Source organism: Shewanella sp. 6_MG-2023, from assembly GCF_030547195.1.
In the GTDB taxonomy this organism is placed as follows: domain Bacteria; phylum Pseudomonadota; class Gammaproteobacteria; order Enterobacterales; family Shewanellaceae; genus Shewanella.
The window spans coordinates 83,978-110,968 of sequence record NZ_JAUOQU010000014.1 but is presented as its reverse complement, the minus strand read 5'-3'; the positions used below and the strand labels follow the sequence as shown (position 1 = coordinate 110,968).

Annotated in this window: 24 protein-coding genes and 1 pseudogene; 17 read left to right on the top strand and 8 right to left on the bottom strand. The window is 41.8% G+C overall.

What is annotated here, in order from left to right; all coding sequences use genetic code 11:
• Together Q4533_RS10350 and Q4533_RS10345 are read left to right on the top strand one after the other, a co-directional pair.
• The coding region (locus tag Q4533_RS10350) for a permease (protein WP_303502703.1) at positions 1-969 on the top strand (969 nt) is incomplete at its 5' end.
• A gap of 326 nt (positions 970-1,295) precedes the next feature.
• A complete protein-coding gene (locus Q4533_RS10345; protein ID WP_303502702.1) occupies positions 1,296-3,143 on the top strand; it encodes a hypothetical protein in 1,848 nt (615 codons plus the stop codon).
• A gap of 173 nt (positions 3,144-3,316) precedes the next feature.
• On the opposite strand, the gene Q4533_RS10340 is transcribed toward Q4533_RS10345, so the two are convergent.
• A complete protein-coding gene (locus tag Q4533_RS10340) occupies positions 3,317-4,111 on the bottom strand; it encodes a S1/P1 nuclease (RefSeq protein WP_303502701.1) in 795 nt (264 codons plus the stop codon).
• Positions 4,112-4,437: 326 nt separating this feature from the next.
• On the opposite strand from Q4533_RS10340, the gene Q4533_RS10335 reads away from it, so the two are divergent.
• From Q4533_RS10335 to Q4533_RS10325, 3 genes are all read left to right on the top strand, one after another.
• Positions 4,438-7,650, top strand: a complete 3,213-nt coding sequence (locus Q4533_RS10335; protein WP_303502700.1) for a TonB-dependent receptor — start codon at positions 4,438-4,440, stop codon at positions 7,648-7,650.
• A gap of 129 nt (positions 7,651-7,779) precedes the next feature.
• Complete coding sequence (locus tag Q4533_RS10330) at positions 7,780-8,259, top strand: GNAT family N-acetyltransferase (RefSeq protein ID WP_241905025.1); 480 nt, start codon at positions 7,780-7,782, stop codon at positions 8,257-8,259.
• 76 nt (positions 8,260-8,335) lie between these two features.
• Positions 8,336-8,653, top strand: coding sequence for a putative quinol monooxygenase (locus Q4533_RS10325; RefSeq protein WP_102436932.1), 318 nt, complete (start codon positions 8,336-8,338; stop codon positions 8,651-8,653).
• Positions 8,654-8,746: 93 nt separating this feature from the next.
• Here the strand turns inward: Q4533_RS10325 and Q4533_RS10320 are convergent, their stop codons facing one another.
• Positions 8,747-9,010, bottom strand: a complete 264-nt coding sequence (locus tag Q4533_RS10320; protein ID WP_102436930.1) for a hypothetical protein — start codon at positions 9,008-9,010, stop codon at positions 8,747-8,749.
• Between the two features lie 157 nt (positions 9,011-9,167).
• Here Q4533_RS10320 and Q4533_RS10315 point away from each other — a divergent pair, with 157 nt between their 5' ends.
• The gene (locus Q4533_RS10315) at positions 9,168-10,046 is read left to right on the top strand and encodes a radical SAM protein (protein WP_303502699.1); all 879 of its coding nucleotides are present in this window, start codon (positions 9,168-9,170) and stop codon (positions 10,044-10,046) included.
• Between the two features lie 67 nt (positions 10,047-10,113).
• Here the strand turns inward: Q4533_RS10315 and Q4533_RS10310 are convergent, their stop codons facing one another.
• A complete protein-coding gene (locus Q4533_RS10310) occupies positions 10,114-10,830 on the bottom strand; it encodes a DUF3313 family protein (protein WP_303502698.1) in 717 nt (238 codons plus the stop codon).
• 152 nt (positions 10,831-10,982) lie between these two features.
• Here Q4533_RS10310 and Q4533_RS10305 point away from each other — a divergent pair.
• A pseudogene (locus Q4533_RS10305) lies at positions 10,983-11,439 on the top strand (GNAT family N-acetyltransferase).
• Between the two features lie 27 nt (positions 11,440-11,466).
• Here Q4533_RS10305 and Q4533_RS10300 read toward each other — a convergent pair.
• From Q4533_RS10300 to Q4533_RS10290, 3 genes are all read right to left on the bottom strand, one after another.
• Positions 11,467-11,661 (bottom strand): helix-turn-helix transcriptional regulator, encoded by a 195-nt coding sequence (locus Q4533_RS10300; protein ID WP_303502697.1) that lies wholly within the window; start codon positions 11,659-11,661, stop codon positions 11,467-11,469.
• Complete coding sequence (locus tag Q4533_RS10295) at positions 11,658-12,080, bottom strand: hypothetical protein (RefSeq protein ID WP_303502696.1); 423 nt, start codon at positions 12,078-12,080, stop codon at positions 11,658-11,660. Before Q4533_RS10295 ends, Q4533_RS10300 begins: the two co-directional genes overlap by 4 nt.
• A gap of 263 nt (positions 12,081-12,343) precedes the next feature.
• Positions 12,344-13,177, bottom strand: a complete 834-nt coding sequence (locus tag Q4533_RS10290; protein ID WP_303502695.1) for a mechanosensitive ion channel family protein — start codon at positions 13,175-13,177, stop codon at positions 12,344-12,346.
• A 311-nt stretch (positions 13,178-13,488) separates the two neighbouring features.
• Between Q4533_RS10290 and Q4533_RS10285 the strand changes: the two genes are divergently transcribed.
• Positions 13,489-13,956, top strand: a complete 468-nt coding sequence (locus Q4533_RS10285) for a hypothetical protein (protein WP_102477131.1) — start codon at positions 13,489-13,491, stop codon at positions 13,954-13,956.
• A 99-nt stretch (positions 13,957-14,055) separates the two neighbouring features.
• Here Q4533_RS10285 and Q4533_RS10280 read toward each other — a convergent pair whose 3' ends face one another.
• Positions 14,056-14,265, bottom strand: coding sequence for a YdcH family protein (locus Q4533_RS10280; protein WP_303502694.1), 210 nt, complete (start codon positions 14,263-14,265; stop codon positions 14,056-14,058).
• A gap of 304 nt (positions 14,266-14,569) precedes the next feature.
• Between Q4533_RS10280 and udp the strand changes: the two genes are divergently transcribed.
• From udp to Q4533_RS10255, 5 genes are all read left to right on the top strand, one after another.
• On the top strand, positions 14,570-15,328 hold the full coding sequence (gene udp / locus Q4533_RS10275; protein ID WP_303460450.1) for a uridine phosphorylase: 759 nt from the start codon (positions 14,570-14,572) through the stop codon (positions 15,326-15,328).
• Positions 15,329-15,661: 333 nt separating this feature from the next.
• The gene (locus Q4533_RS10270) at positions 15,662-16,156 is read left to right on the top strand and encodes an NfeD family protein (RefSeq protein WP_102436916.1); all 495 of its coding nucleotides are present in this window, start codon (positions 15,662-15,664) and stop codon (positions 16,154-16,156) included.
• Positions 16,157-16,282: 126 nt separating this feature from the next.
• The gene (locus Q4533_RS10265) at positions 16,283-17,212 is read left to right on the top strand and encodes a slipin family protein (protein ID WP_102436914.1); all 930 of its coding nucleotides are present in this window, start codon (positions 16,283-16,285) and stop codon (positions 17,210-17,212) included.
• On the top strand, positions 17,212-18,153 hold the full coding sequence (locus tag Q4533_RS10260; RefSeq protein ID WP_102436912.1) for an SPFH domain-containing protein: 942 nt from the start codon (positions 17,212-17,214) through the stop codon (positions 18,151-18,153). The genes Q4533_RS10265 and Q4533_RS10260 overlap by 1 nt, the downstream gene beginning before the upstream one ends.
• Positions 18,154-18,355: 202 nt before the next feature.
• The gene (locus Q4533_RS10255) at positions 18,356-19,474 is read left to right on the top strand and encodes a glycosyltransferase family 4 protein (RefSeq protein ID WP_303502693.1); all 1,119 of its coding nucleotides are present in this window, start codon (positions 18,356-18,358) and stop codon (positions 19,472-19,474) included.
• Between the two features lie 31 nt (positions 19,475-19,505).
• Here the strand turns inward: Q4533_RS10255 and Q4533_RS10250 are convergent, their stop codons facing one another.
• The gene (locus tag Q4533_RS10250) at positions 19,506-19,928 is read right to left on the bottom strand and encodes an N-acetyltransferase (protein WP_102436908.1); all 423 of its coding nucleotides are present in this window, start codon (positions 19,926-19,928) and stop codon (positions 19,506-19,508) included.
• A 1,263-nt stretch (positions 19,929-21,191) separates the two neighbouring features.
• On the opposite strand from Q4533_RS10250, the gene Q4533_RS10245 reads away from it, so the two are divergent.
• The 4 genes from Q4533_RS10245 (at position 21,192) to uvrD (ending at position 26,991) form a co-directional block, all read left to right on the top strand.
• Positions 21,192-23,396 (top strand): LruC domain-containing protein, encoded by a 2,205-nt coding sequence (locus tag Q4533_RS10245; protein WP_303502692.1) that lies wholly within the window; start codon positions 21,192-21,194, stop codon positions 23,394-23,396.
• Between the two features lie 69 nt (positions 23,397-23,465).
• Complete coding sequence (locus Q4533_RS10240) at positions 23,466-24,140, top strand: hypothetical protein (RefSeq protein ID WP_241904105.1); 675 nt, start codon at positions 23,466-23,468, stop codon at positions 24,138-24,140.
• Positions 24,141-24,326: 186 nt separating this feature from the next.
• A complete protein-coding gene (locus Q4533_RS10235) occupies positions 24,327-24,680 on the top strand; it encodes a RidA family protein (protein ID WP_102436903.1) in 354 nt (117 codons plus the stop codon).
• A gap of 142 nt (positions 24,681-24,822) precedes the next feature.
• A complete protein-coding gene (uvrD, locus tag Q4533_RS10230) occupies positions 24,823-26,991 on the top strand; it encodes a DNA helicase II (RefSeq protein WP_102476511.1) in 2,169 nt (722 codons plus the stop codon).

The window sequence follows — 26,991 nt, the reverse complement described above, 5'->3', positions numbered from 1 at the left end:
TCGAGCAAGTCTGAATCCGTTAAGGCTGAGGCAGCGAGTTGTTGCTCGAGCAAGTCTGAATCCGTTAAGGCTGAGGCAGCGAGTTGTTGCTCGAGCAAGTCTGAATCCGTTAAGGCTGAGGCTACAAGTTGCTGTTCAAGCAAGTCTGAATCCGTTAAGGCTGAGGCAGCGAGTTGTTGTGCGAGCAAGTCTGAATCCGTTAAGGCTGAGGCGTCGAGTTGTTGTGCGAGCAAGTCTGAATCCGTTAAGGCTGAGGCTACAAGTTGCTGTTCAAGCAAGTCAGAGGCCGCTAAAGAAGGGAAAAGTAGTTGTTGTTCAAGTGAGACAACGTCTGCTGCCAGTGAAGAAAGCTGCTGTGCATCAACCCAAGACATGGCGACCGAGCTTAAACAAGAAACTATTCTGTCTCGTATCTTCACTGGACTTAAGTATGCCGCAACCGATTTAGTGCGAGATACGACGTTGTGGTTATTAGTCGGATTATTCTTTGCTGCGTTAGTACAAACCTATGTGCCGACTGACTTTTTAGCAAAATGGGGTGATGGCATTCTCGCTATGCTAGTCATGGTGTTAATTTCAGTGCCTATGTATATCTGCGCCACCGCATCAACACCGATAGCGGCAGGCTTGTTGTTAGCAGGGGTATCACCGGGGGCAGTTCTGGTATTCATGATGGCAGGGCCTGCGACTAATATCGCCACTTTAGGTGTGGTAGCGAAAGAGTTAGGAAAGCGCGCCTTGTTTGGTTACCTGGGCGGGGTATTAGGTGTGGCTTTGGTTGCAGGGATATTGGTTAACTATCTTGTGGCTGAGTTTGGCTTTGTAGTGATGCCGCAAATTGGTGAACACCATGAATTACTCCCTCACTGGTTAGTGCTAAGTTCTGGCATTGTGTTAGCGGTACTAATGGCAAAAGTCGTTTGGGATAAACTGCCTAAAATGAACATAAAACGAGATTGCTGTTCATAAGCTTTGATTGTCCCTTATAAACCACAAAGGCCCTTGAAGGGCCTTTTTTATGCTTCTGTGTCATTTAGTTATCAATAGTAGGCTTGTCTAAATTACTGATACACCCTGTAACCTAGTTTGTTGCTTTTTGTTTGTTAAGTTAGCGCTTAGGTTTTAATTGTTAATATAAGTAAATGCTTAATGAGATCGGGTTCAAACTTTAACTTTAAATAACATCGTTATTGTTAGGTTACTGTTTATTCGTGAACTTAATCACTCATTCCTGCATGCTACCTACTTAGTATGCGCTCCGTACCCATTAAGTGGTACTAACAATCGGAGTGATGATGATGATGAAACATTTAACGAAACGCAAATTAGCATTCGTTATCGCAGCAGCAATGGGGATTGCGGGTTGTGGTAGTGATGGCAAAGACGGTGAAGATGGTGCACCAGGTGAACCAAGTAACCCACCAGTAGTAGAAACATCAGAAGTCACCAATGTTGAGTATATTGATCATCAGGTTAATGAAGGCCAGGTAATAGTAGAGTTTGGTATTACTAACGAAGACGATATTCAAATTGTTGGTTTAGAAGATGCAGAGCTTTACGTTGCAGCCTTAACTGATCAAGGTATCAAGCGCAGTAACAGCAGCGATGAAAACCCTGTAGGTGGCGTAGCCAAAGCAAGTGATGAAGCTGCAACGCTAACGTTACTTGATAACGGTAATTATGAATTTGTTGGCCCAATGGCTGCGATTCAAGCTGACACTGATGGTATTTTTCGTTTACAAGTTGGTGGCGGCGATATAGCGACTTCTGATTACATTGTAATTCAAAAGCCTGAAGCCACTCTAACAACTTCTACTGAAGCTTGTTATGCCTGTCACGTAGATTATTCAACTTCAAGCTTTAGACATCCTTCTCGTGTAGCTGTTGATCTTGAGGGGGAAACTGACTTTGTTGCTGGCTGTATGACTTGTCATGGTCACGTTACTCGTGATGATGGCGGTGCTAACACCCACATGCAACAAATTGGTCATATCAATCACCAAGATTTTGACACTGGTTTTGAAATCTCTAACTGTCAAACTTGCCACGTAGAACCAATTACTAACGTTTATAGGCAACAGACTTGTCTTGATTGTCATATCGAAGCAGGTGTTCTGAACACTGAAATTGAAGCGACATTTAACAGCTTTAATGATTCTGGTGACGATTGGCGTCAATTCCACACTGTAATGGCCGATCGGAAAGAACTGAAAGAGGCTTATGTCGCATCAGTGACTGCACCTTACTTTGTAGCTGCGGATGCTAAATGGTGTACTGACGTATCTTTGCAAGATATTAATGGGAATCAGCAAAATCTAAGTGAGCTAGAAAACGTTGGTGTTTCTAGTTACTTACATGGTTATTTTGAAGGTTCTGTTATTGGTCGTGCTGCGTCAATGAGTGAAACTTCAACTCAAGAGCACATCTCACTTTGTGGATCGTTAAGCCCTGACTTTGCAGGAACTGAGTTATTCACATCAGCTCGTATCACTTTTGATGGTTTGATGAGTATTACTGCTCACTCCGAAATTGTGAGTGCTGAAGGTGAGTTTTTAAAAGCGTTCGATCGTCGTCATAGTGTGACTAGTGATAGTTGTACTTCTTGTCACAACTCTGAGGCAGATTTCCACAAAGGCGGTAGCTTTGATGATGGCGGTTTAGGCTGCGTAGCATGTCATAACAATGGTCAAGATCGAAACTCGGGAGGCTCTGCGCCAGGTTTTGGACCAATGGTTCACAGTCAGCATTGGGGCGTCGGCAGTGGTATCGGGGAAGATGAAGCTAATTCAGCAACTAAATTAAATGCAGAAAATTGTGTTTCTTGTCACGCTGATGGTATCGATTTATATAAAATCCCAAACCAGTACATGCTTTCAAGAGCGTTTTATGGTGGAACTCGTGGTGTTGTAACTAGCCCTATTACGGCTAATTGTTATGCGTGTCATACTACACCTACAGCTTTAAGTCACATGGAAGCTAACGGTGGAGAGCTCAATAAAGAAGTCGCGACTTATCCAGATGACAAGGGCGAGCCTGTTGTTTCACCAGGTTGGCATTTAACCCCTACATCAGAATCTTGTGCAACGTGTCATGCTGAAGGTAAATCATTCGGTATCGAGAAGTTCCATAACTTCGAACGTTAATGATTCATTATCGACATAATTGCCCTGCAAGGTTATGTTGATAACAATGACTTAATATTGAGATGTTAGAAACAAAAAGAGCCACTATTACTAGTGGCTCTTTTTTTACGTTTGTGTTGCAACATTAGTGCAATTTAATAATGTAAATAAGTCAGTTAAAAGACGCTTTAATATTATTGACTAAAAATAATATTCAACTTTTCGGCTAAACGAATACCTGCTTGCTGCATTCTTAGCTCCACAGTTGGGGTGTGATCAAAAATATATTGGAAGCGCAAATCAGGTTGATCATCACGATTTTTTTCTAACTCATACGCTGCATCACGCAAGGCTTTGGATTCATCCGCCCACACATAATAGCTTTGGCCTTGCCAGTCGCTGATATCTTTTGCTGAAATACGACTAATAAATTTAGTGTATTCGGTATAGCTTAATTTTTGATGCTCAATCAGCTTGCTATCCCACACTGAATGCAAATTAGTGTCGTCGCCAAACCACTTCAATTTAACTGAATTACCGCCGCGATCATGGCTGTGACCTACGTGTAATGGCTGATGAATATCGCCGACAAAATGCACATAAAAGGCTAAAGCTTGCCATTTTTCTTGTTCAGAAGTCGTGGCATTTTTTAGCACTTGTTCATACTTTTCAAGACGTTCAATAATATCGCCTTTCGGGTTTCGGGTGACTGTGTCCCAGGTTTTGCCATCGTCAATTGACACATAATGCCAAGGCGATGAGTGATACCAAGTTTTGTCTGAACGGATCTCATCTGCCCAAGTCGACATCTGCGCAAGAGATTCACCTTGAGTTAGTTGATTAATCTTTTCTTGAGCGGTTTTGGATAAATTATTTTGGGCAATTTCACCAATAATACGGTGACCTAATTGGCCAAATGCCTGTGCTTGTTGGCTGGCAAAAGCAGATAAAGCTAGTGTGGCACTGATTAACAATATAGCAGGTTTCATTATTATTATTCCATTGGCATTTAAGTAGCTTGGACCTAGTAAACCACTTAAATGAGGTTAGACAGCGAATGATGAAAGTCACTTTTTAGATTATTTTTTTGTGACTAAAGAGTCTACTTTGCGGTTGTTATTCATGCTTTGTTGTGGATGTTGCGCGAAGTTGACGGTCGCAGTTTAAGTTTTGTTGCTAAATAGTTCAACAATGACATGATTTTGAAACAAATTGGTTATAAACTAGCGCCTGAAGTTTTTACTCTACAAACTTCTTTATAAAGCTAGATTAACTAGTACATAAATAAATATAAAAATATTTCAGGGGTCTGAAAATGTTAAACAATAAAATCAGTCGCTTAGCGCTAGCGACATGCTTTGCTATGGGCGTTTCTCTACCAGCCATGGCAGCAGATACAGCATCAAACATCCGCGGTCAGATTGTTGGTCCTCAAGGAAATGCTGTTACAGATGCAACAATTACTATCATCCATGAACCAACTGGGACAGTCACTGAAGTGTCAGTAGGCGCTGATGGTCAATTCCTTGCTCGTGGTCTTCGTGTTGGTGGTCCTTATCTGATCAAAGTTGATTCAGGTAAATTTGCTGATGATATAGAGCAAGATTTATATCTAAACGTCGGTGAAACATTACGTTTTAACCGTACTCTGCAATCTGCAGCTGATATGGAACGTATCGGTGTTGTCGGAACTGCGAGTTACTATCGCAGCGCAGGCGCTAATAGTGAATTTGGCGCAAAAGAAATTGCTAACGCACCAGGCATTAGCCGTGACTTGAAAGATATTCTGCGTCAAAATCCAATGGCTGTTGTCGGCACTGATGGTATCTCAATGAGTGTAGCGGGGATGAACCCTCGCTTTAACACCTTCGTTGTTGATGGTATTTCTCAAAATGATGATTTCGGCCTTAACTCAAACGGTTATCCAACTCAACGCTCACCCATCTCAATTGATGCTGTTGAAAGTGTTGCGTTAAATGTATCTCCTTATACAGCACGATTAGGTGGCTTTACTGGCGCGCAGATTAATGCGGTAACTAAGTCTGGTACTAACGAAGTTTCAGGTACCGTTTTTTACGAAATGACCAATGACAGCATGGCTGGTGAAGGTCTTACTCGCGCAGATGAAGATGGTGTTCGTGAAAAGGTAGAACAAAAATTCGAAGAAAAAACCTTTGGAGGCACCATTGGCTTCCCAATCATCAAAGATAAACTGTTTTTCTTTGGTTCTTATGAAAGCTTTGATGCGCCAAAATCTGCTGAATGGGGACCTGAAGGAGCTGGTTTTGGCAACAACTCTGACATAACAGAAGCCGAATTGCAGCGTGTGAGAGATGCAGCAGCAAGCATTTACGGTCTAGAAAATATTGGTGCTTACGATAAAACCCCTCAAGAAGAAGATAAGAAAATTCTGGCTAAAATTGACTGGAATATTAACGACGATCACCGTGCCAGTTTTACTTATCAAAATACCAAAGGTAACTTAACTAACAACTTAGCAAGCAACTCAAGCAGCATTAAGTTATCAAGCACTTGGTATAACAAAGAAGAAATCTTAGAGACGTATGCTGCCAATTTATACAGCGACTGGACTGAAGATTTCAGTACTGAAATTAAAGTGGCATACAAAGATACCACTTCAAACTCAAACACCATTGATGACCTAGGTATTGGCCAAGTTGAAGTACAAACTTACTGGTTCCCAAATGCTGATGAACCATGGAAAAGCTTTGGTTCAGGCGACAAAATTACCTTTGGTACAGATAAATCACGCCAAGCTAATGAGCTAAATAACCAAAATTTAGAAATTCGTTTTGTGGGTGATTACTACTTAGGTGATCATGAAATAGGCTTTGGTGTGCAATACAATAAAATTGAAGTATTCAATTTGTTCGCACAAAACGTATTGGGTAACTGGAGTTTCAAATCAATTGAAGACTTTGAGCAGGCCATTGTTGATGACTTCTTTTATTCAAATGCAAAGTCAGGCAATCCAAAAGACGTAGGAGCAGAATTTAATATGAGTACTTTAGCGTTGTTTGCTGAGGATACTTGGAATATTAATGACGACTTAGAAATGACCTTTGGCTTACGCTACGAAACCATTAGCATGACAGAGGCGCCTTCTCTTAATCAAAACTTTGTAGACCGTTATAATTTTGCTAATAACAGTACTTTCGATGGTAAAGATATCTGGTTACCGCGTATTGGCTTTAAATACCTGCTAACTGATGATGTATCTCTTCGTGGTGGCGTAGGCCGTTACAGTGGTGGTCAGCCAACAGTTTGGATGTCAAACAGTTTCTCAAATGATGGTAACAGCTTATTAAGTTTCAACGATGGTTGGGATACTTCTTGGGGAACGCCTGATTTTGGTAATGTGCCAAACGGCGCACAAGATGGCTTAGTGGGCGGCGATGGTAACACTAACTCACTAGACCCGAACTTTGAGCTTCCTTCAGATTGGCGTGCAAGCATTGGTTTTGACAGTACTTGGGACTTCGGTGCCCTAGGTCAAGACTGGTTCTTCGGCGGTGAGTTCTTATATATCCAAAAAGAAAATGATGTTGCTTGGGTAGATTTAGCTCGTCGTGAAGTGAAAACGGATGATACTGGCCGCGTTATTTATGAAACATGGGATCCATTAGCGAATAACGGCGCCGGTGGCAACACTGAACGTTACGACTTGATGCTAACCAATGCTGAAGAAGATGGAACTAGTAAAACACTAACCTTCTCATTAGCTAAGAATTGGGATATGGGTCTTAATATGCGTGCAAGTTATGCATATAACTCATTAGACGAAGGTAACCAGGGCTCTAGTTCAACAGCGACGTCTAATTACCAGTTTACGCCGGTTGGTTCTGACCGAAATGGCACGACAATGGGTCCTGGTTACTATGAAACGCCACACCGTTTCACTGTTAGCCTAGGTTATGAAACTGAGTTTGTTGCTGGTTATGCATCTAGCTTCAATATGTTCTACGAAGCCCGTGAAGGTAAGCCGTTAACTTGGGTGCTTGGCTCTTATAAAGACGGTGGTTTCGGGGATCAAAGTGCGTTTTATGGTTCTTCATACTATCTACCTTATATACCAACGGACGCGGATGATCCGTTAGTAGAATATAACGGTTTAACGTACGAAGAGTTCAAGAAGGCGATTGATGAAATCGGTCTGAGTAAGTACGCAGGTGGTATTGCAGGTAAGGGTACTAGTAACCAACCATGGGTACATCAATTAGATTTCCGTTTCACTCAGGAACTACCAGGATTTATGGATGGGCATAAAGGTATTTTATACTTTGACGTGAAAAACGTACTTAACCTGATGAATGATGATTGGGGCCGTGTAGAAACACAAAGCTATGGTAGTAAGAAGTTGGTAGACCATAATTATAACCCAGAAACGGGTGTTTACTCTTACTCAGTGCCTTACGGGCAAGATGGGTTAGAGACTGACAATTACAATAGCTATGACGTAAACAAGTCTACTTGGCAGTTAAAAGTTGGTGTTAAATACAAGTTCTAAATTGAGCTAATTTAACCTAAAAATACCGAGCTTATGCTCGGTATTTTTTTGTCTGAAATTCACTGGTTAATCAGCCTATTTAATCATGCTAGACTGCTCTAATAGCTATTAATTTTATGGTAATAATACATGTCGTTAAAAGAGTTAATGCATTGGAAACTACTGAGCTTTAATGAACTTAGCCTTGATCAGTTATACGAGTTATTAAAACTCAGAGTCGATGTGTTTGTGGTAGAGCAAAACTGCCCTTATCCCGAGCTTGATGATAAAGACCGATTACCGCAAACCAAGCATTTGTTAGGGATTAATGAGCAAGGTGAAATCATTGCGTATACGCGAATTTTAGCGGCAGGTGTCAGTTATGATGAAGCCAGTATTGGCCGAGTGATTGTGGCAGAAAAGGGCCGTGGCCATGGTATTGCACATGACTTAATGATGCGCTCAATTAATGTTGTTAAAACTCAGTGGCCGCAAACCAGCATCCAAATAGGCGCGCAACAACATCTCAGCGATTTTTATCAGCAGCAGGGCTTTATCTTAAATTCAGAAATGTATCTTGAAGACGGCATACCGCATATCGATATGCTACTTAATTTACAAAATAACTAGTCATTTAAGACTGCTATAGGAACAGTTTATTTAGTTTGTATTAGCGTATTTATATTATCAGTATTAAGGAAAAATAATGTCAGATTTTATCATCAATAATACCCGTATCGTATGCGTTGCTCAGTTTGTTGCTAAAGAAGGTAAACGTGATTTACTGGTTGAAGCTCTTGCTAAGCTGATCCCAGCGACTCGCCGAGAATTAGGCTGTATTCGCTACGAGTTAAATATCAGTTTAGATGATGATAGCAAAGTGGCCTTTGTGGAAAAATTTGCCGACAGAGCAGTATTTGATAAACATAATGCGACTGATTACATTCAAAATTATTTCCACAATGTTATGCCTGAGCTTGTTGAGTCACATAAGGTTGAAGTGTTCAATGAAGTGATTGCTTAAGCATTAAACTGATTAGCAAAATGAAAAAAAGAGTGCGAGTGCACTCTTTAAATTATTTCGATTATACGATGATAGCTTTGTTAATCGCTAAGTTTAATGGGGCTTAGGTAATTCCCTTAAGGTTAAATTAGGGTGTAAATTTAACTCACCTTCATGGTCAATAATGGCGATGTCATCTTGCTGAGAAATTACAGCCAGAGGGCCTTCTGGCATGCTTCTCACAAAAAGCAATCTGTAACCAAAGCGGTTTAAATCGTATAGGGCAACTTTTTGATCTGCAGTCAGCAACTCCCAATGCTCTTCATGAGAACGAGGGTTTTCACGTCTTTCACTGAGCTGATATGCGACTTGATTCATAAATCAATTGGCCTGAATAATTATTTTTATTAATCGACTATAAACAAGCAAAATGATCAATTCAAACGTTTTATTGCAAAAAATAGAATAAAAAACAATCTTAACGAGTATTTTTAATACAAAAACTGTCATTGATAGGGATTTAGAGGTTATTTAGATGATTCACTATATTGAACCGGTTTATCGACCACCATCAGAGTGGAAGTCGCTGATATTGCAGGTGACCAATGGTTGTAGCTGGAACCAATGTTCCTTTTGCGATATGTATACCCAAGAGCAAAAAAAATTTCGCGCCCACAAAGTCGATGCTATTGAGCAAGATATTCTCAGCGCTTCCGCTTCAGGGGTACCAATCTCTAGAGTATTTCTAGCTGATGGTGATGCAATGACGTTGCCGTTTAAGCGCTTAAAAGAAATCTGCCAGCTGATTAATAAACATTTACCCAGTGTCACTCGCATTAGTAGTTATTGCTTACCGCGTAATTTAACTAACAAAACCGTTGAACAGTTGGCGGAGCTTAAAGCCTTAGGCTTGTCTTTACTTTATATCGGCTGTGAAAGTGGTGACGATGAAGTGTTAACCCGTATCCAAAAAGGCGAAACCTTTGAATCCTCTTTAGCTGCTTTAAGCAAAATAAAGCAAGCCGGAATCAAGTCATCAGTGATGATTTTAATGGGGCTAGGGGGCAAGGCGCTTTCTATTCAGCACGCTAAGGCATCTGCAGAGTTGATGAATCAAGCTCAGCCTGAGTATTTATCTACCTTGGTGGTGACATTGCCATTGGGGACCGAGAGAATGGATCAGGCATTTGATGGTGATTTTGTGTTGCCCGATCAACTGGGGCTGTTGACCGAAATGCAAACTTTGTTATCGGGCCTTGCACTGGAGAAAACTATTTTTCGTTCTGATCATGCCTCAAACTATTTAGTGCTGAAAGGCGTTTTAGGCAAAGATAAGCCGCAATTACTGGCTCAAGTAGAACAAGCGATTAAAGGCAGTATTCCGTTACGCCAAGAATGGCAGCGGGGCTTGTAATTAACAGTGCCAATTGTGGTATCACAATTGGCACAGAGCTTATCTAGTATGTTTTCAAGGCTTATTGCTATTGGCTCTTTTCTTCTGCTGCCGCAGTCATTAAGGCATTTTTGAAATCATTGACCCAGTGACGATAAACCGTTTTAACATCACCCCAATTGAATACTTGGGTGTTTTGACGCCATTGATCAAAGCCCACACCGCGATCAGCCGCTTTGGCTAACACTTCACCGCTTTGTCCATCTTTAAGTACCGCCAATAACACCATTGAGCCTGAGTTCTGCGTATAAGTTTTTCCCATGGAATTATAGCTTCGGCGGGATTTTTCAATTGGCGCGCTTAAGCGGATATCGGTTACAGCGGTTTCAATCACTAAGGTGTTAGGACCTTTTTCTGTGACTAACTCAAAGGGCTGCTCACTATTGAACACATCGCTAACGGTTTTACTAAATTGCAGCGCCATTTTATCAAGGGACTCTTGGGGTAAGTCGTAGGTGGCATTAGGCCCTTCAGTTTGTTTATTAATTCGAGGCGCTCGATAACCTTCAGGATGATCATTGGTGACTTGGGTCGGTTCAAAGTACAGTTTGGTATATTGGCGCCAATTTACATCGGGTCTTGCGTACGATAAGGCCAGTCTGGAGTTATCGACTTTAACTAAACCTTCTTTGGTTATTTCAGCGTCCGGTCCTTGTTGCAGGCTGGCAGGCCCCGATGCACAGCCCATGAGAGTGAATGCTATCAAGCAAATTAAGGGGCTAGCAGTTAAATAAGTCTTGCGCATATAATCAATCCATTAATGTATATTGTGCTAATAAATATGGCAGCTATCACTGCAGAGTCAATAATAGATTTAGCGCTCAGAGTCAGTGTTTGAATTATGGCTTTTGGTTAAACAAGACTAAAAATAGAAGGTTTATGAGCATGAGTTCAAATATGGATATTCGCGTCGATGATTTGTCTGGCGTTGAGGTGGCGGCACTATTAAATGAACACTTGCAGGACATGTACGCCACGTCGCCAGCAGAAAGTGTCCATGCGCTAGATTTAACTGCGGCAAGCTAATATTACCTTTTGGACTGTGTGGGAAAATCAGCAGCTACTTGGCTGCGGCGCAATTGAACAATTAACTGCCAGCCACGGTGAAATAAAGTCGATGCGGGTTGCTAATGCACATCGCGGTAAAGGTGTTGCTAAGCACTTACTGCAACATATGCTAGCGTTTGCTAAATGTCAGGGTTATGAGAAGTTAAGCCTAGAAACCGGCTCAATGGATTTTGTTAAACCCGCAAGGCAATTGTATCAAAGCTTTGGTTTTGACATTGGCGCTAAGTTTGCTGATTATGATAATGACCCTAGCAGCCTATTTATGCATAAAACCTTAACGGCCTGAGTGGTATTGAGCTGACGAAGAGGCAGGTTATGCCTCATCTTGAAAGATATCTTCAATGGTTAAACCAAAAAGCCGCGCCGCTTTAAATGCCAACGGTAAACTAGGGTCAAATTTTCCTTTCTCAATGGCATTTACCGTCTGCCTTGATACTTGCAGTAATTCTGCCAGTTGCGCTTGGGTTAAGTCTCGCTCTGCGCGCAGTACTTTTAATTTGTTTTTCATCGATACTTCCTATTGCCTAAAATTATCCCCACCATGTAGGTCAAACTCATCACGATGACTAAGTGAGATATCTCTGCATGAGCATTAATAAGCCCTGTGGTGTCCAGCGTTGAATAACTGATGCCTACAATTAATCCGACGCCTAAACTCAGTCCCATGGCACTGAGCTGAATTTTTTGTTGTAGCTCATCAAGGGAAGCTAAATGTTTTTTGTTGGCTAATATCATCCCGATACCAACCAAAAAATTAAATCCAATCGCAGCGGCGGTAATGATGTCATGTTGCGACCAAATAAACATTGGACCAAAAGTCGATATCGCGAGTGTGATGACCCATGCAGCGGTCCATTTGGCTAAACGATTGCTGTTGACGTTATTGCACTTTTTCCAATCATTTTCTGTTGAGTTAGGTGTATTCATAAATCATTCCTTTCAAGTTAGCTTGTCTTTAAGTAAAGTAAACTTGACCTAACTATGTGACTAAAAATTACTCATGTCAAGTTTTGATGACATTTAGTAAGCAAATGGTGACTTTTACTGATGACTATAACGGTGACAATATAAAGCTGAATTCAGCCAGTTATTATATAAACTGGCTGAGAATACTTAGATATTTCACGTTGAAATAACGATTGTTTACTTAGCTTTTAGCATTCGCCTGAAGACATATTTTACGGGCTAAGCTACTGCTGCAAATGTATTTCTCTTACAGGACATGGAATGGTTATATCAGCTGATTTAAGCGCTTTGATTATGGCTAAATTCGCTTGGTACTTGTCTTCAAAATAGCTATTGGTTGGCACCCAATAACGCACACCGATTTCCATCCCGATACTGTTGAAATCATTAATGCCCACTTGTGGAGTGCGCGTTTGGCTGACGCCTCCATGGCTCATGACAGCATCTGAAATCAATTTAATCACTTGCTGGGGATCGGTTTGATAATCAATATTAAATTGAGTGTCGACTAGCTTATATTCATGAGAGTTATGCAGTATTTCACCGACAATATGTTTATTAGGGATACTGATTAACTCGCCTTCTTCATTGGTTAATATGGTTAAGCCGAGCTGAATTTGTTTTACCACTCCAGCCACACCTTTAATTTCAATGGTGTTACCAATAACAAAAGGTCGGGTAACAATAATGGTGACCCCAGCAGCATAGTTGGCCAGCATCCCTTGAAGTGCTAAACCCGCACCTAATGATGCGGCACCAATTGCGGCCACCATTGGGGTGACGCTAATACCGAGTTTCCCTAGCGAAATAATTGCCACCATCGCAATGATGCAAATTCTCACTAAGTTAGATACAAAGTTACCTAAAGTGACATCAATATTGTGCTTTTCAAATTGGCTAACAACCAGGTTTGATACTTTATTCGCTATCCAGATACCGATAAGTAAGATGATGACAGCGCCAACAATTTGAAAGCTGTATTGCACAATAAATTCAGTAAGAAGGTCGTAGACATTCTGTATTTGCTGCAGTTCTTGATCTAAGCTTGTTTCATTCATGATGATGTTCTTATTTTTGACGAATTAACAGAGAAATAATGCGTGATATTCCAATGGTAATAAAGTCATTTTTGCAATTAATTAACACTTATTGCTGTCGCTACTTTATTGTTGAAGCCTCTGTTATTGCGAATAATTAAGTCTGTATTAATCCGTGAGGTGCATCATGATTCTAATCCAATGTAATAAAGTCGAATCACAGATTCGAGTATAGTGAGTTGGCTATTTTTAATTTAAGACCTTATTAGCAAAAATGCCCAAACAATTTGTCATTTCAAATAAGGGCTTATCACTTAATTCAGGAAAATAACATGAAAGCGCTTTTATTTGCAGTTAGTGTACTTTTTATGGCTTCAGCACAGGCGAATGTGTTTGTCGTGAATGATAAAATTGAGCCAATTACCTTAGAAGATCAATTTGAACAACCGCTAGTGGTTAATGAACAAACTCAAGTGGTTTTGTTTAGTCGCGGCATGAAAGGTGGCGAGTTCATTCAAGCGGCATTAGAAGCTACAACGACTGAGCAGCAACCTGCAAACTTGGTGTATATTGCTGATATCAGCGGTATGCCATCATTGATTGCTCGCTTTGTGGCTATCCCCCAAATGAAGGATTTACCTTTTGCGATGGGACTCGATCGTGAAGGCGATGCAACTGCAAACTGGCCTACTGAAGAAGATATGGCCACTATGGTGACCCTAGATAAGCTAACCGTTGTTAGCATCGAGAACTTTGATTCAAACGAAACCTTAATCAAAGCGCTTAGCGCCGCAAAATAACTGCTCTCGCTAAACAGATGGTTTACATGAGCCAACAAAAAGGACGCTTCAAGCGTCCTTTTTTGATCGCCAATATTGGCGATTAATACGCAATAGCCATTACTGCTTTTGCAGCATGGTAAAAATTTCTTCTTTTAAATGCAGCTTCTTTGATTTTAGTATTTTCAGCTCTGGGGTGCTATCGCTACTGTAATGCTGCTCATGATGCTTTATTTGCTCATCTAACTGATTGTGTTCATCAAAAATCTTTGAGAAATGGGCATTTGAGATTTTAAGTTTACTGATTAGCTCACGGTACTCTGGAAACATCGACTTACTCCTTTTATCTAATGTTAACTACAAATTAGCGCTACTTGGCTGTAGGTAATGTGACCGGGATCACTAATTAATTGATTGCCCCAAAAACTTTTTAATCAACTAAAATTGGCTATTTAGCCTTTGCTGATTTATGGTGCTGTAAATTAGTGATGTTAGTTACATTTGTAATTTTTAATCATCACTCGAATGTTTAATAACAGAATTTATGTGACCCAGTTAACCTTCATAGCGTGGCTTGTGGGTTACAGTCGTCACAATTAGAATGATATCTTCAAATATGAAAGGGGTTTTCAATATGGCCGACGTATTTCACCTAGGATTAACCAAGCAAATGCTTGATGGCGCAACCTTAGCGATTGTTCCAGGGGATCCTGAGCGCGTTAAGCGCATCGCCGAATTAATGGAAAATGCGACTTTTTTAGCAAGTCACCGTGAATACACCAGCTATCTTGCTTATATTGATGGCAAAGCGGTTGTCGTATGTTCAACAGGTATTGGCGGACCATCAACATCTATCGCAGTAGAAGAGTTAGCACAACTAGGTGTGACGACTTTCTTACGCGTTGGTACCACTGGCGCGATTCAACCACATGTAAATGTCGGTGATGTTATTGTCACGCAAGCTTCAGTGCGCTTAGATGGCGCCAGTTTACACTTTGCCCCACTTGAGTTTCCAGCGGCTGCTAACTTTGACTGTACTACCGCTATGGTGGCAGCATGTCGTGACGCAGGCCAAGAACCTCATGTTGGTATTACAGCATCATCAGATACATTCTACCCAGGCCAAGAACGTTACGATACGGTCTCAGGACGTGTAACCAGCCGCTTTGTGGGCTCAATGCAAGAGTGGCAAGCCATGGGCGTATTGAACTACGAAATGGAGTCAGCAACGCTATTTACTATGTGTGCAACACAAGGCTGGCGCGCAGCGTGTGTTGCTGGGGTTATCGTTAATCGTACCCAGCAAGAAATTCCTGATGAAGCCATGATGAAGAAAACCGAAGGCAGTGCGGTTGCAATTGTGGTTGCAGCTGCGAAAAAACTATTAGCTTAATATATTTAACTAATTGAATATAAAGGTGCTTAGGCACCTTTTTTATTACCTTCTTTTTATTGATTTATCCGATTTTTATACAGTTACTGCTAAGCTTTAGCAATGAAATATGATTGCAATATCATCAATATCCTGTATTGTTGACATAATATGTCGTGATATTGACGACCAATATATGGGGTTAGCATGACCCATATCCTGTGCTTGAGGTAGCACCACTATTACCACTGTGTAGTAGTTATCAATTTAAAGTTATCAGCTCTATAAAACCTTATCCAAGTTCGGGTTTTATAGCTTAAAGGAACATATGATAACGTTTTTACAGGGGGGTATATGGAATTTTCTAATCCAACCAGTATCTGGTTAATCGTCGGTATAGGGCTGATGTTGTCGGAAATTATTGTTCCCGGTGGCATCGTCATTTTATTAGGTGCAGCCTGTGTCATTGTGGCCGCAGCCTTATTTACCGGTATCGTCGATGGCACCGCGCAAAGCTTCACTTTATGGTTTATCACCTCAATGGTTCTATTGCTTAGTTTTCGCCATATCACCCAAAAAATGATTGGTGGTGACAAGCATGTGGATAATACCGATGAGGAAATGGATTTATATAATCAAGTTGTCACAGTTAAAGCTGATATTGGCCCGGGTGAAAAAACCGGTCGGGTGTTGTTTTCTGGTACTGAGTGGTCAGCACTAGGGGATGGCACTGAAATAAAAGCAGGCACTAAAGTGCGAATTATTTGCCGAGATAATATTGCCTTAGTGGTTGAGCCATATGCAGAAACTGAGTTAATGGGCGAAAGCTTCACTGATAAACAAGATTAGTCACAAAATAGCAGAATTAGGTTTTATTGATTTGGTCACCACACAGAGTGCCAACTGAGTAAAGGAATTAAGTCATGTATAGGGGGCTACGCTACCTGAACATGTTTTGCAAAAGGAAGGGGACATATGTTTGAACTAACTATAGCCATTTTATTTATATTTTTTATCTTATATAAATTGATGTTGATTGTACCGATGCGAGAGGTCAATGTGATTGAGCGCTTAGGTAAATTTAGAACCGTATTACAACCAGGGTTTCACTTTTTAGTGCCATTTGTTGATCGGGTAGCTTATCGCCACGATACTCGTGAAGAAGTACTAGATGTACCACCACAAAGTTGTATTTCAAAAGATAACACCCAGCTGGAAGTTGATGGTTTGGTCTACCTTAAAGTGATGGATGGCAAGTTAGCCAGTTACGGTATCGAAAATTACCGTAAAGCTGCGGTTAACCTCGCGCAAACCACCATGCGTTCAGAAATTGGTAAATTGACCCTATCGCAAACCTTTTCAGAGCGTGACAGTTTGAACGAGTCTATTGTTCGTGAAATTGACAAAGCGTCAGATCCTTGGGGCATTAAAGTGCTTCGCTATGAGATTAAAAATATCTCCCCATCAATACACGTGATCCACACCCTTGAAAAACAGATGGAAGCTGAGCGTAGAAAACGGGCTGAAATCACTTTAGCCAATGCTGAAAAAGACGCCATGATTAATATCTCTCAAGGTGAGCGCCAAGAGGCCATTAACCTCTCAGAAGGGCAAAAGCGAAAACGCATTAATGAAGCGATTGGCTCTGGCCAAGAAATTACCATTATTGCCAAAGCGAAAGCTGAAGGCATGGATATGATTTGCACCGCACTGGCTAACCAAGGTGGTAACGATGCGATGAATATGATGCTGAAAGAGCAGTTTATTAGCCAAGTGGGTGACATTTTAACTGAAACACAAGTCTCAGTGGTGCCTGCTGAAATGGCCAAGTTAGAAGGCTTCTTTGAAGGGATGGAGCAAGTGACCCATGCCGTAACTAACAGCCCAGTAAAAGGAGCACGCTAATGTTGAATGGAATTGATACCGATTTAATTGTTATGGGTATTTGGGGGGTGATTTTTGTTATTTTTGTGCTGAAATTATTCCAATCTATCCGCTTAGTACCCACTAAGTCAGCTTACATTGTTGAGCGACTAGGTAAATATCACAGCACCTTAGATGCCGGTTTTCATGCTTTAGTGCCTTTTGTTGATAAAGTGGCCTATATCCATGACCTAAAAGAAGAAACTATCGATGTGCCACCGCAAGAGTGTTTTTCTAGCGATGAAGTTAACGTTGAAGTAGACGGCGTCATTTATATCTCGATTACCGATCCCGTTAAAGCCAGTTACGGCATAACGGATTATCGTTATGCAGCGATCCAATTAGCGCAAACCACCACACGTTCAGTCATTGGTACCTTAGATTTAGACCGCACGTTTGAAGAGCGCGACATTATCTCGGCCAAGGTCGTACAAGTGCTGGACGAAGCTGGCGCGATTTGGGGGATTCGAGTGCATCGTTATGAAATTAAAAACATTACCCCACCAGAAACCGTTAAAAATGCCATGGAAATGCAGGTTAATGCTGAGCGTGAGCGCCGTGCATTATTAGCCCAAAGTGAAGGTGACAAGCAGAGTAAAATTAACCGCTCAGAAGGTGTGATGGCTGAAACCATTAACCGCTCAGAGGGTGAAATGCAGCGCCGTATCAATGAGGCTGAAGGTAAAGGCGAAGAGATTTTAACGCTTGCTAAAGCCACTGCAGAATCCATTGAGCGCTTGGCGGTAGTGATCTCTAAACCCGGCGGTCAGAGTGCCTTAAGACTGCAGTTAGGTGAACAATACCTCAAACAGCTTGATGGCTTAAAAGATAAAGATAACCGTGTGGTGTTACCCGGCAATATGATTAATTTTGATTATTGGATGGATAGCATGGGTCTGGAAGATAATAAGAAAGCCAAATAATTGTTTAGTGGTAAAATTTAATTAAAAGAGGCTAAGTTTAGCCTCTTTTTTTATGTATTTAACATTATGTATTTAGCAAAAGTATTTAACGACGGACTGAAGCTGAACGCGTAGTAAATTTTGCGATTTAACTGAGACAAGTATATTGTTTTAACAGTGCTTTAATTTAATAAGCCGGTTATTGATAGCTCAAGGAGTCAGAGTGAAAGCGAGAATTTTGCATTGTGTCGATGACCCTAATATGGGCGGCGTTAATTTTGCGTTGCACAGTTTGTGTGGCTCTGACATCCTCACTTTGGCATTTGAATTTGACATTCGTCAGCTGGATTTTAGCCGTTGGCAGAATACGACATTGGACGCTGATATTGTCTGTTTTCATGGCGCCTCAAACTGGCGCAAACTGCTAAATATTGCATGGCTCAGATTGCGTCATCCTAAGATCATATTTATCCTGCAAGAACATCACTACAGCGAACAATTTGTTCGCCATCAAATTGCACATCCGCAACGTTTCTATTTCATGCTGAAATTAAGCTATCGGTTAATGAATAAAGTGGTGTCCATTTCACCCTCACAGCAGCGATGGATGCTAGCTAATAAGCTATTACCTGCAGACAAAATCGCTCAGTTAGGGCAGGGGCGAGACTTAAGCTGTTTTATCGCCAACAAAAGCCACTCCCCAAAAAATGCTAATCATAGGGTTCCTGTGTTAGCCGCCTATGGCCGATTTCATCCACAAAAAGGCTTTGATTTATTACTCAAAGCCATGCATCAGGTTAAGTCACCGTGTCGATTATTGTTAGCCGGTGAAGGTGAGCAATTACCTTTGCTACAACAGTTAGTTTCTCAGCTTGATAATGTAGAGCTGGTGGGCAAGGTTGACGATGTGCCTCGCTTTTTAGACCAAAGTGACGGGGTTATTATCCCATCACGCTGGGAGCCTTTTGGTTTAGTATTTATTGAATCTATGGCAATGAGTAAAGCCATTATCTCAACCGATGTGGATGGTTTGGGGGATCAAATTCGTCAGCATCAACTGCAAAACATGGGTAATATCGTTGAGGCTAAGGTTAGCGGCCAAGATGATAAGCAATTTGTTAACTCACTGGCCGATGCTATTGAGCGTTACTTATCGAGTGTTAACTCATCAAGCGCTCTATTATCAAGCCATGTGCCTGCTTACGTTCATGAGCAAGTCGACAATCATGGTCAAAAACAGCAGTATGCCAAAATCGAGGATTGGCGCACTCAACAATGGCTGCAGCTTCAACAAGCATGGAAAAGCTTATTTGTGCAGCTATTGGAAGATAAGCGTGGTTGAGTGTTAAATGGTTAATGTGATTGATTTCTTGTTAGGAGATTTTTCTCGACATATAAAAGAACCTATCTTCTTCTTTATCTACCTCAAAGCCATTCTTAATGTATAGATGATATGCAGGACTAATTTTGAGAACTCGTAGCCTAAGTTTATTTACACCAGCTTTAATTGCTAACCGTTCACACTCTGTTAGGGCTGCTGCACCAATACCATTATTTTGAAATTTTTCACTAACCTGTAAATCTCGGATATAACACCCATCATTATCAAAGGCTAAACGAATTGCACCCACGACCGAAGCGTTGTAAAGAATGTCCCAGTTTTCTAGGTCAACAATTTGCTCATGTATCTTAGACTGTTCCCAATTTACAGAATAGTGTTCATAATATGAGCGCATGTTTTTAAATGTAATATCTGCCGATGCATAAAGATCGGCTGTTGATTGATATGAAATCATCGCAAATCTCCTAAAGCCCTACTAATTGGCAAAAAATAGTTGGCTAAAATTTTTAGGGGTGAATAGTTAAATTTTCCTATTAATCAGCTTATTATGTGTGCTTTGTTCGTCGTTTTCTCTTTTGCAACTTTAACCTTTAAAGAATGAAAGAGAGAGGCAAAGATGAAAGTTGTGAATAATAAAAGTAAGCAAAGTAACTTTATTCCGATACTCTCATTTTCTATGAATGCATTTAAAATTGCGGATAAGAGCATGAACCCAACTAAATAGTAATTATGTATGCTACCCATGAAAACTCCTTAACTAGTGTGGTCAGAGTAAACTTTATAAGGGAGTTGATAGGCACACCATTATTTAATGGCTTTTTCTTCCCTAAATGGCGTGCTCGAAGATTGCGTTCGAGGTTAGCTTACTCTGTCCTTAAGTGGTTCTACCTTAATATAACTTATGAGCCTAGTTCAATGTTTTACTTAGTTTTTGTTGGCTAGCCTATCTAAGACCATCACTTCAATCTAATCCATTGCCTGCCGCTGGGATGTTCAGGATGAACGGAATGTCGCGATCACATGGATGTGAAAGAGCGACCTTATGTGCAAGCACGACTGTGACACGCTGCAAGTTCGTCCCTGAAAGCTCGGCCATGACGTCCATGTCATGGACGGTCACAGCCGCGCTTACACCCGAATTGTCACCGCTTCGATTTGACTTCATTGGCAGCAATTAAAAGAGCTAAAGTTAGAAAACTTAAAAATTTAAGAGTCTAAAAGACTCAATTTGAATTGAGGACGTTGAAGAAAATAGCGTGATGCTCACATGGATGTGAGCATAGCTTTCGCGGTGCAGGGATGCACCATCGGAAGCGTTAGCATTTTCACTCTTTATAATAAACAGGGTCCGAAGTTAGCAACAAACGAAGTCCAAAGCTGGATCAATCCCCATCGAAAATCATGCGCTTTCAGCATTTTTCGTTAGGGGCGGCAGGGTGATCCAAGAGGGTATTGCTGTTGATACCCTTTTGGTCGGGTGTGGGTGGACAACCCACGACGTTAATCCAAACGGAGTTTGGAACAATACAGATCAAACCATTCTCAATCCCAAAAAATCACAAAGTCTCAAATTCATAATGCGTTGCAGAATGCATTTTAGTATTGAGTTACAATCTTGCCTCAATCATAAAGCATTGTATTTAAAGGGTAATAAAAGTTGGCATCCACTATGCAGTATCCCCAATACATCCTGATAACGAAATAGCGAGATGCCAATATGCAAACATTAAACACAACAACAGTTAACGTGAAACCACTTCACTCTCAAATCATCAATATTCTTGGTTTAAGCAGTATTGCTATTGGTACTAGCATGGCTTTGTTCAGTGCTAATACCAATGCCGCTGAGCCATTCAATGCCTGTCCTACCGAAGCATTTATTATTCAAACGCCAGCAGGCATTCCAAAAACCTTTGGAGTTGAACTTGGTACCGGTAGTTATTCGGTATTGTCGCCTGATATGGGACTGACCAAAGGATTTAATGGTGTTGGTTTCAGCTACACAGATAATTACCTTTATGGCTGGGATTATCAGCATGGCACTGTCGGTAAGGTGGGTGAAGATTACCAAGTTGAACCACTAACGATCGTAAAAGACAGCTCAGCTGCTGCAGCGGGTAACTTCTACGTAGGTGATGTCGCCATCAATGAAAACGTTTGGTACGGCTACCGTAAAAACCAAGGCTTATTTACTGTGCCGTTAGATGGCAATAATCACCCAATGAACATTGTCCCAGGCAGTAAAACCAATGCCACTTACAACGTAACAGATTTTGCCTTTCATCCAAGCAACGGCTTTTTATACGCAGTGACTAACGGCAGCACAGGCAAATTACTCAAGATTGACCCCGCAACAGGTGCCGCTGAAACCTTAGCAACCGTTATTACTAAAAGCAGTGGTAGCTTTACCTTTGGGGCGCAGTTTTTTGACCCCGATGGCAACCTTTATTTAAGTAACAACGGCGATGGCAATGTGTATAAGGTCAACGTTGAAAGTGATAACCCTACCGCAGAGTTGTTTTCATACGGGCCGTCATCTTCTTCAAATGATGGTGCTCGTTGTGCATTAGCAGAAGTGCCAGTGGGAGACAATGTTGATTTTGGTGATGCGCCAGACAGTTACGGTACCCTAATTGATTCAAATGGTGCCCGCCATAATATGGTTGCCGGCATGTCATTAGGCAGTGTTATTGATAATGAGTCCGACGGTTATCCTGCGCCGTTATCAGATGATGAAAGTGATGGTATTGATGATGAAGATGGTATCAGCATGCCAACCGGTTTTGAAGTGGGTGAAGAGGCGGTGTTATTAGTCACAGTAGAAGGGGATGGTGCTTATATTAACGGCTGGATTGATTGGGGCCAAGATGGTCAGTTTGATAGTGAAGACCAAGTGATTATTGCCCGCTCAGTGAGTAGCGGCACATCAACTGTGACGATTAACGTACCTAATTGGGCTAAAACTGGCGCAACCTGGTCACGTTTTCGTTTGAGCTCAGAGGCCAGCTTATTACCAACCGGTGGTGTCAGTGATGGTGAAGTGGAAGATTATCCAATCACTGTCACTGAAACCGGCATCACTATCAGCTATTACCCCTCATCGTCAGAATACACCACGTTAGCTTATGAGGATTTATACCCTTATCAAGGTGACTTTGATATGAACGATGTGGTGATGCAGTTACGTATTAGCCAATACAGTAAAAATGACATGGTTCGCCGCGTGGGCTTTGATGCGCAATTAGTGGCAATGGGCGCTTGGTATCACAATGGCTTTGCGGTGCAATTACATGATATTGGCCGCGGCAATGTGCAAGAGTCAGCCATTGAGTGGATCGCCCAAGGGGTTAAGCAAACCCACTCACCACTTGAAGACGGGCAAACCAATGCGGTGTTGTTATTTACTGAAGACTTATGGCAACACGTCAGTGCGGGTAATGGCTGTCAATATTTCAGAACTGAACCGGGTTGCGGCACCCAATACCGCGCAACATGGCAAATGACAGTGCCGTTTGTTGATGCGGTACATGTTGATGAGATGCCCGAATTCCCCTATGACCCATTCATTTTTGCCACTCCAGGTACGGATCATAGCCTAGCGGCTAAGAATATTACTGATGGTAAAAACCCAGGACGTAAATTAGAGATCCATCTGAAAAACAAAGCCCCAACCGATAAATTTGATACGCGATTTTTAGGGATGCATGACGATGCTTCAACGGCATCACAAGGGCACTATTTCCAAGATAAAAACGGTATGAGTTGGGCAATTGAGGTGCCTGATACATGGCAGCACCCTGCAGAGCTACAACGTGTTGATGCCGCTTATGTTGAGTTTATTGAGTTTGCTGCAGATGCCAGCGGTGAGACCAAACCTTATTGGTATTTGACCGCCACTGACTCGCTACTGTTTAAGGATTAACCCTGACAGTAATTAGTGTGAATTTAATCAATCAATTTAAGCAAGAAATGGAATTTTAAGGTGAATATTATGAATACATTAACTCAAACTCAAGTGGCAGCAAATACGTTATTAACAGCGAAGAATGCCATTAACACAGGCATGAAAACAGGCATTAACACGGCTTGTAACACAGGCACTAAAATAGGGACTAAAAGAGCCACTAGCCTAGCCATGGCTCTATCATTAAGCTTTTTAACAGCCTGTGGCGGCGGTGGTGGCGATGATAGCTCGCCTGCACCAGCAACGACGCCTGCGGTGACAACACCTGCGACATCAACACCAGATACCACGACAGATACAACACCAGAGACAACGACACCTGAGACGCCAACGGAACCTGAAACACCTACAGAGCCAGAAACGCCGCCAGCAACCTCAATTGATGACTTGGTGGTTGATGCCGATTTTGATCTACAAGCGGCGTTTACTTTAAGCATTGATGTGCAGCTAGCATCAAGTAAGCGTGGTTACTTTTCATTGTGTGACGATTATCAGCAAAATGGCACCCAAGTGAGCGTGAACTTTGAATCTTGCTTATTACGTGGCGCCCTTGATGAAGGCGCATTGTCTGAAGAGTTATTGGTGGCCAACCATCAACGAGCATTAATGGCAGTGGTATGGTTTTATGATGGCAGTGAGCCTATCTATCAGCAGTGGAGTCATAGCTTAACCAATGACCCACAAGTCTTAGTGATTAACTAATATTCAAATAATCAATCGTATTTCAATCTTATGCCTTGTTAGCCAGATACTGCTGACAAGGCATTTTTATTTTTGATTAACAGCCTGCTTAAATGCGCGAGTTATTGGATAGCGATATTTTCTCAGTTGTCATTGTGAGCTGACTTAACTGATAATAGCGACATTAACAGATTAAAAGAGCGCACCATGAGCATTGAAAGAATTGAAACTAAAACCCGTATGAGCCGGATTGTCAAACATAACGGCACCATCTATTTATGTGGTCAAGTTTGCCAAGATGCTACCAAAGATATCACTGAACAAACTCAAACAATGTTGGATAAAGTCGAAGCACTATTACTGCAAGCAGGCAGTGATAAAAAGCATATGTTATCGGCAACCATTTACGTAAAAGATATGGCTTACTTTGCTGAAATGAACGCGGTGTGGGATGCATGGGTTATTGAAGGTTACGCCCCTGCTCGAGCTTGCGTTGCCGCTAAAATGGCCCGCGAGGCATTATTGGTTGAAATCTCGGTAGTGGCCGCTGAGATTGCTTAAATTGCTACGCAGTGGTTTTAGTTCAGCCCGCTACTTAGCTCACAAGTCATCACAATAAAATCCCCATAAAGAATCCGTTACAGTTCCTAGTCGCAGCCGCCTAGGAACTGGTATACTTCCAGCTTGATTTTTGGGAGGACCAATGGACGTATCATCATTATTAGACGGCCTAAACGCAAAGCAGCGTGAAGCAGTGGGCGCACCGCTTTCAAGCATGTTAGTTTTAGCTGGAGCAGGCAGTGGTAAAACTCGGGTATTAACCCATCGTATTGCTTGGCTTATGCAGGTCGAACAACAAAGTCCATACTCTATCCTTGCGGTAACCTTTACCAATAAAGCCGCCGCAGAAATGCGTGAGCGGGTTGAGAAAGTGGTTGGCAGTAACATGGGCCGTATGTGGATTGGTACTTTCCACGGTTTAGCCCATCGTTTGCTGCGCACTCACTTTAAAGATGCCAATTTACCCCAAAGCTTCCAAATTATTGATTCTGACGATCAGTTACGTTTATTAAAACGTATTCTTAAAAGTCTCAATTTAGATGACAAGCAATATCCGCCGCGTCAGTGCCAAGGTTACATTAATGGCAAAAAAGACCAAGGCTTACGCCCAAAGCATATCGATGCGGGTGGCTTTCCTATTGAGCAAAACTTATTAAACATCTATAAAATTTATCAAGAATCTTGCGACCGAGCTGGCCTTGTTGATTTTGCTGAAATTTTATTGCGCGCCCATGAGTTGTGGCTCAATAAGCCCCATGTATTAGCCCATTATCAAGAACGCTTTAAGCATATCTTGGTGGACGAATTCCAAGATACCAACGCCATTCAATATGCGTGGATCCGAGTGCTGGCAGGCAAAGAAGCCAATGTGATGATTGTTGGCGATGACGATCAATCTATTTACGGCTGGCGCGGTGCTCAAGTTGAGAATCTACATAAATTCTTAACCGATTTCCCAGGTTCCACCACGGTTAAGCTGGAGCAAAACTATCGCTCCACAGCCAATATCCTTAATGCGTCCAATGATCTAATTGCCAACAACCCTGAGCGTTTAGGTAAAAAACTGTGGACTGAAGACGATGCGGGTGAGCCTATTGCGGTTTATTGCGCCTTTAATGAAATGGATGAAGCGCGCTTTATTGTTGGCAAAATGGCTGAGTGGCAAAATAACGGCGGCAAGTTAGAAGAGTGTGCCATTTTATACCGCTCCAATGCCCAGTCGCGAGTATTAGAAGAAGCCTTACTCCATAAAGGGCTAGCTTACCGAATTTACGGTGGCCTGCGTTTCTTCGAGCGCCAAGAGATTAAAGATGCCATGGGTTATATGCGTCTTATCAATAATCAAAATGATGATGCAGCTTTTGAACGGGTGGTTAACACCCCAACTCGCGGTATTGGTAATCGTACCCTTGATATCATTCGCTCAACCGCACGTCAGCAAGAAATGACTATGTGGCAGGCAAGCTTGCGCTTAATTGAAGAAAAAGTCCTTACTGGCCGCGCTGCCAATGCCGTGAATGGCTTTATGGATTTAGTGATTGGCATGCGCACTGATACTGCCGATATGAGTCTATATGGTATGGCCGACAAGGTCATTGACCGTTCAGGGCTACGGGCTATGTACGAAGCCGAAAAAGGCGAAAAAGCCCAATCACGAGTCGAAAACTTAAATGAGCTGGTCACCGCTGCCCGCAGTTTTGAAATGCCAGAAGAACTTGAAGATATGGGCGAGCTAAATGCCTTTTTATCTCACGCAGCATTAGAAGCGGGCGAAGGCCAAGCAGACAAGTTTACCGATGCCGTGCAGCTAATGACCTTGCATTCAGCTAAAGGCTTGGAGTTCCCAGTGGTGTTTATGGCTGGGGTTGAGGAAGGTATTTTTCCAAGTAAAATGGCATTAGATGAAGGTGATCGTTTAGATGAAGAACGCCGTCTTTGTTATGTAGGCATGACCCGTGCGATGCAAAAATTGTATATCAGTTATGCTGAGTCACGCCGCATTTATGGCCGTGAGGACTATGCCAGTCCATCGCGTTTTATTGGTGAAATCCCCAGCCAGTATGTTGAAGAAATTCGCATGAAAGCGTCAGTGTCAGCGCCTAAAATGAGCAGCCGTTTTAATGTGCCAAGACAATCTATTGCCAATGACAGTGGCTTTAAAGTGGGTCAAAAAGTAAAACACTTTAAATTTGGCCAAGGCATAGTGACAGATTTTGAAGGCACAGCAGATAAAGCGCGTGTTCAAGTCAGTTTTACAGACTTTGGTAGCAAATGGTTACTGGTTTCATTGGCAAAACTTGAAGCGTGTTAG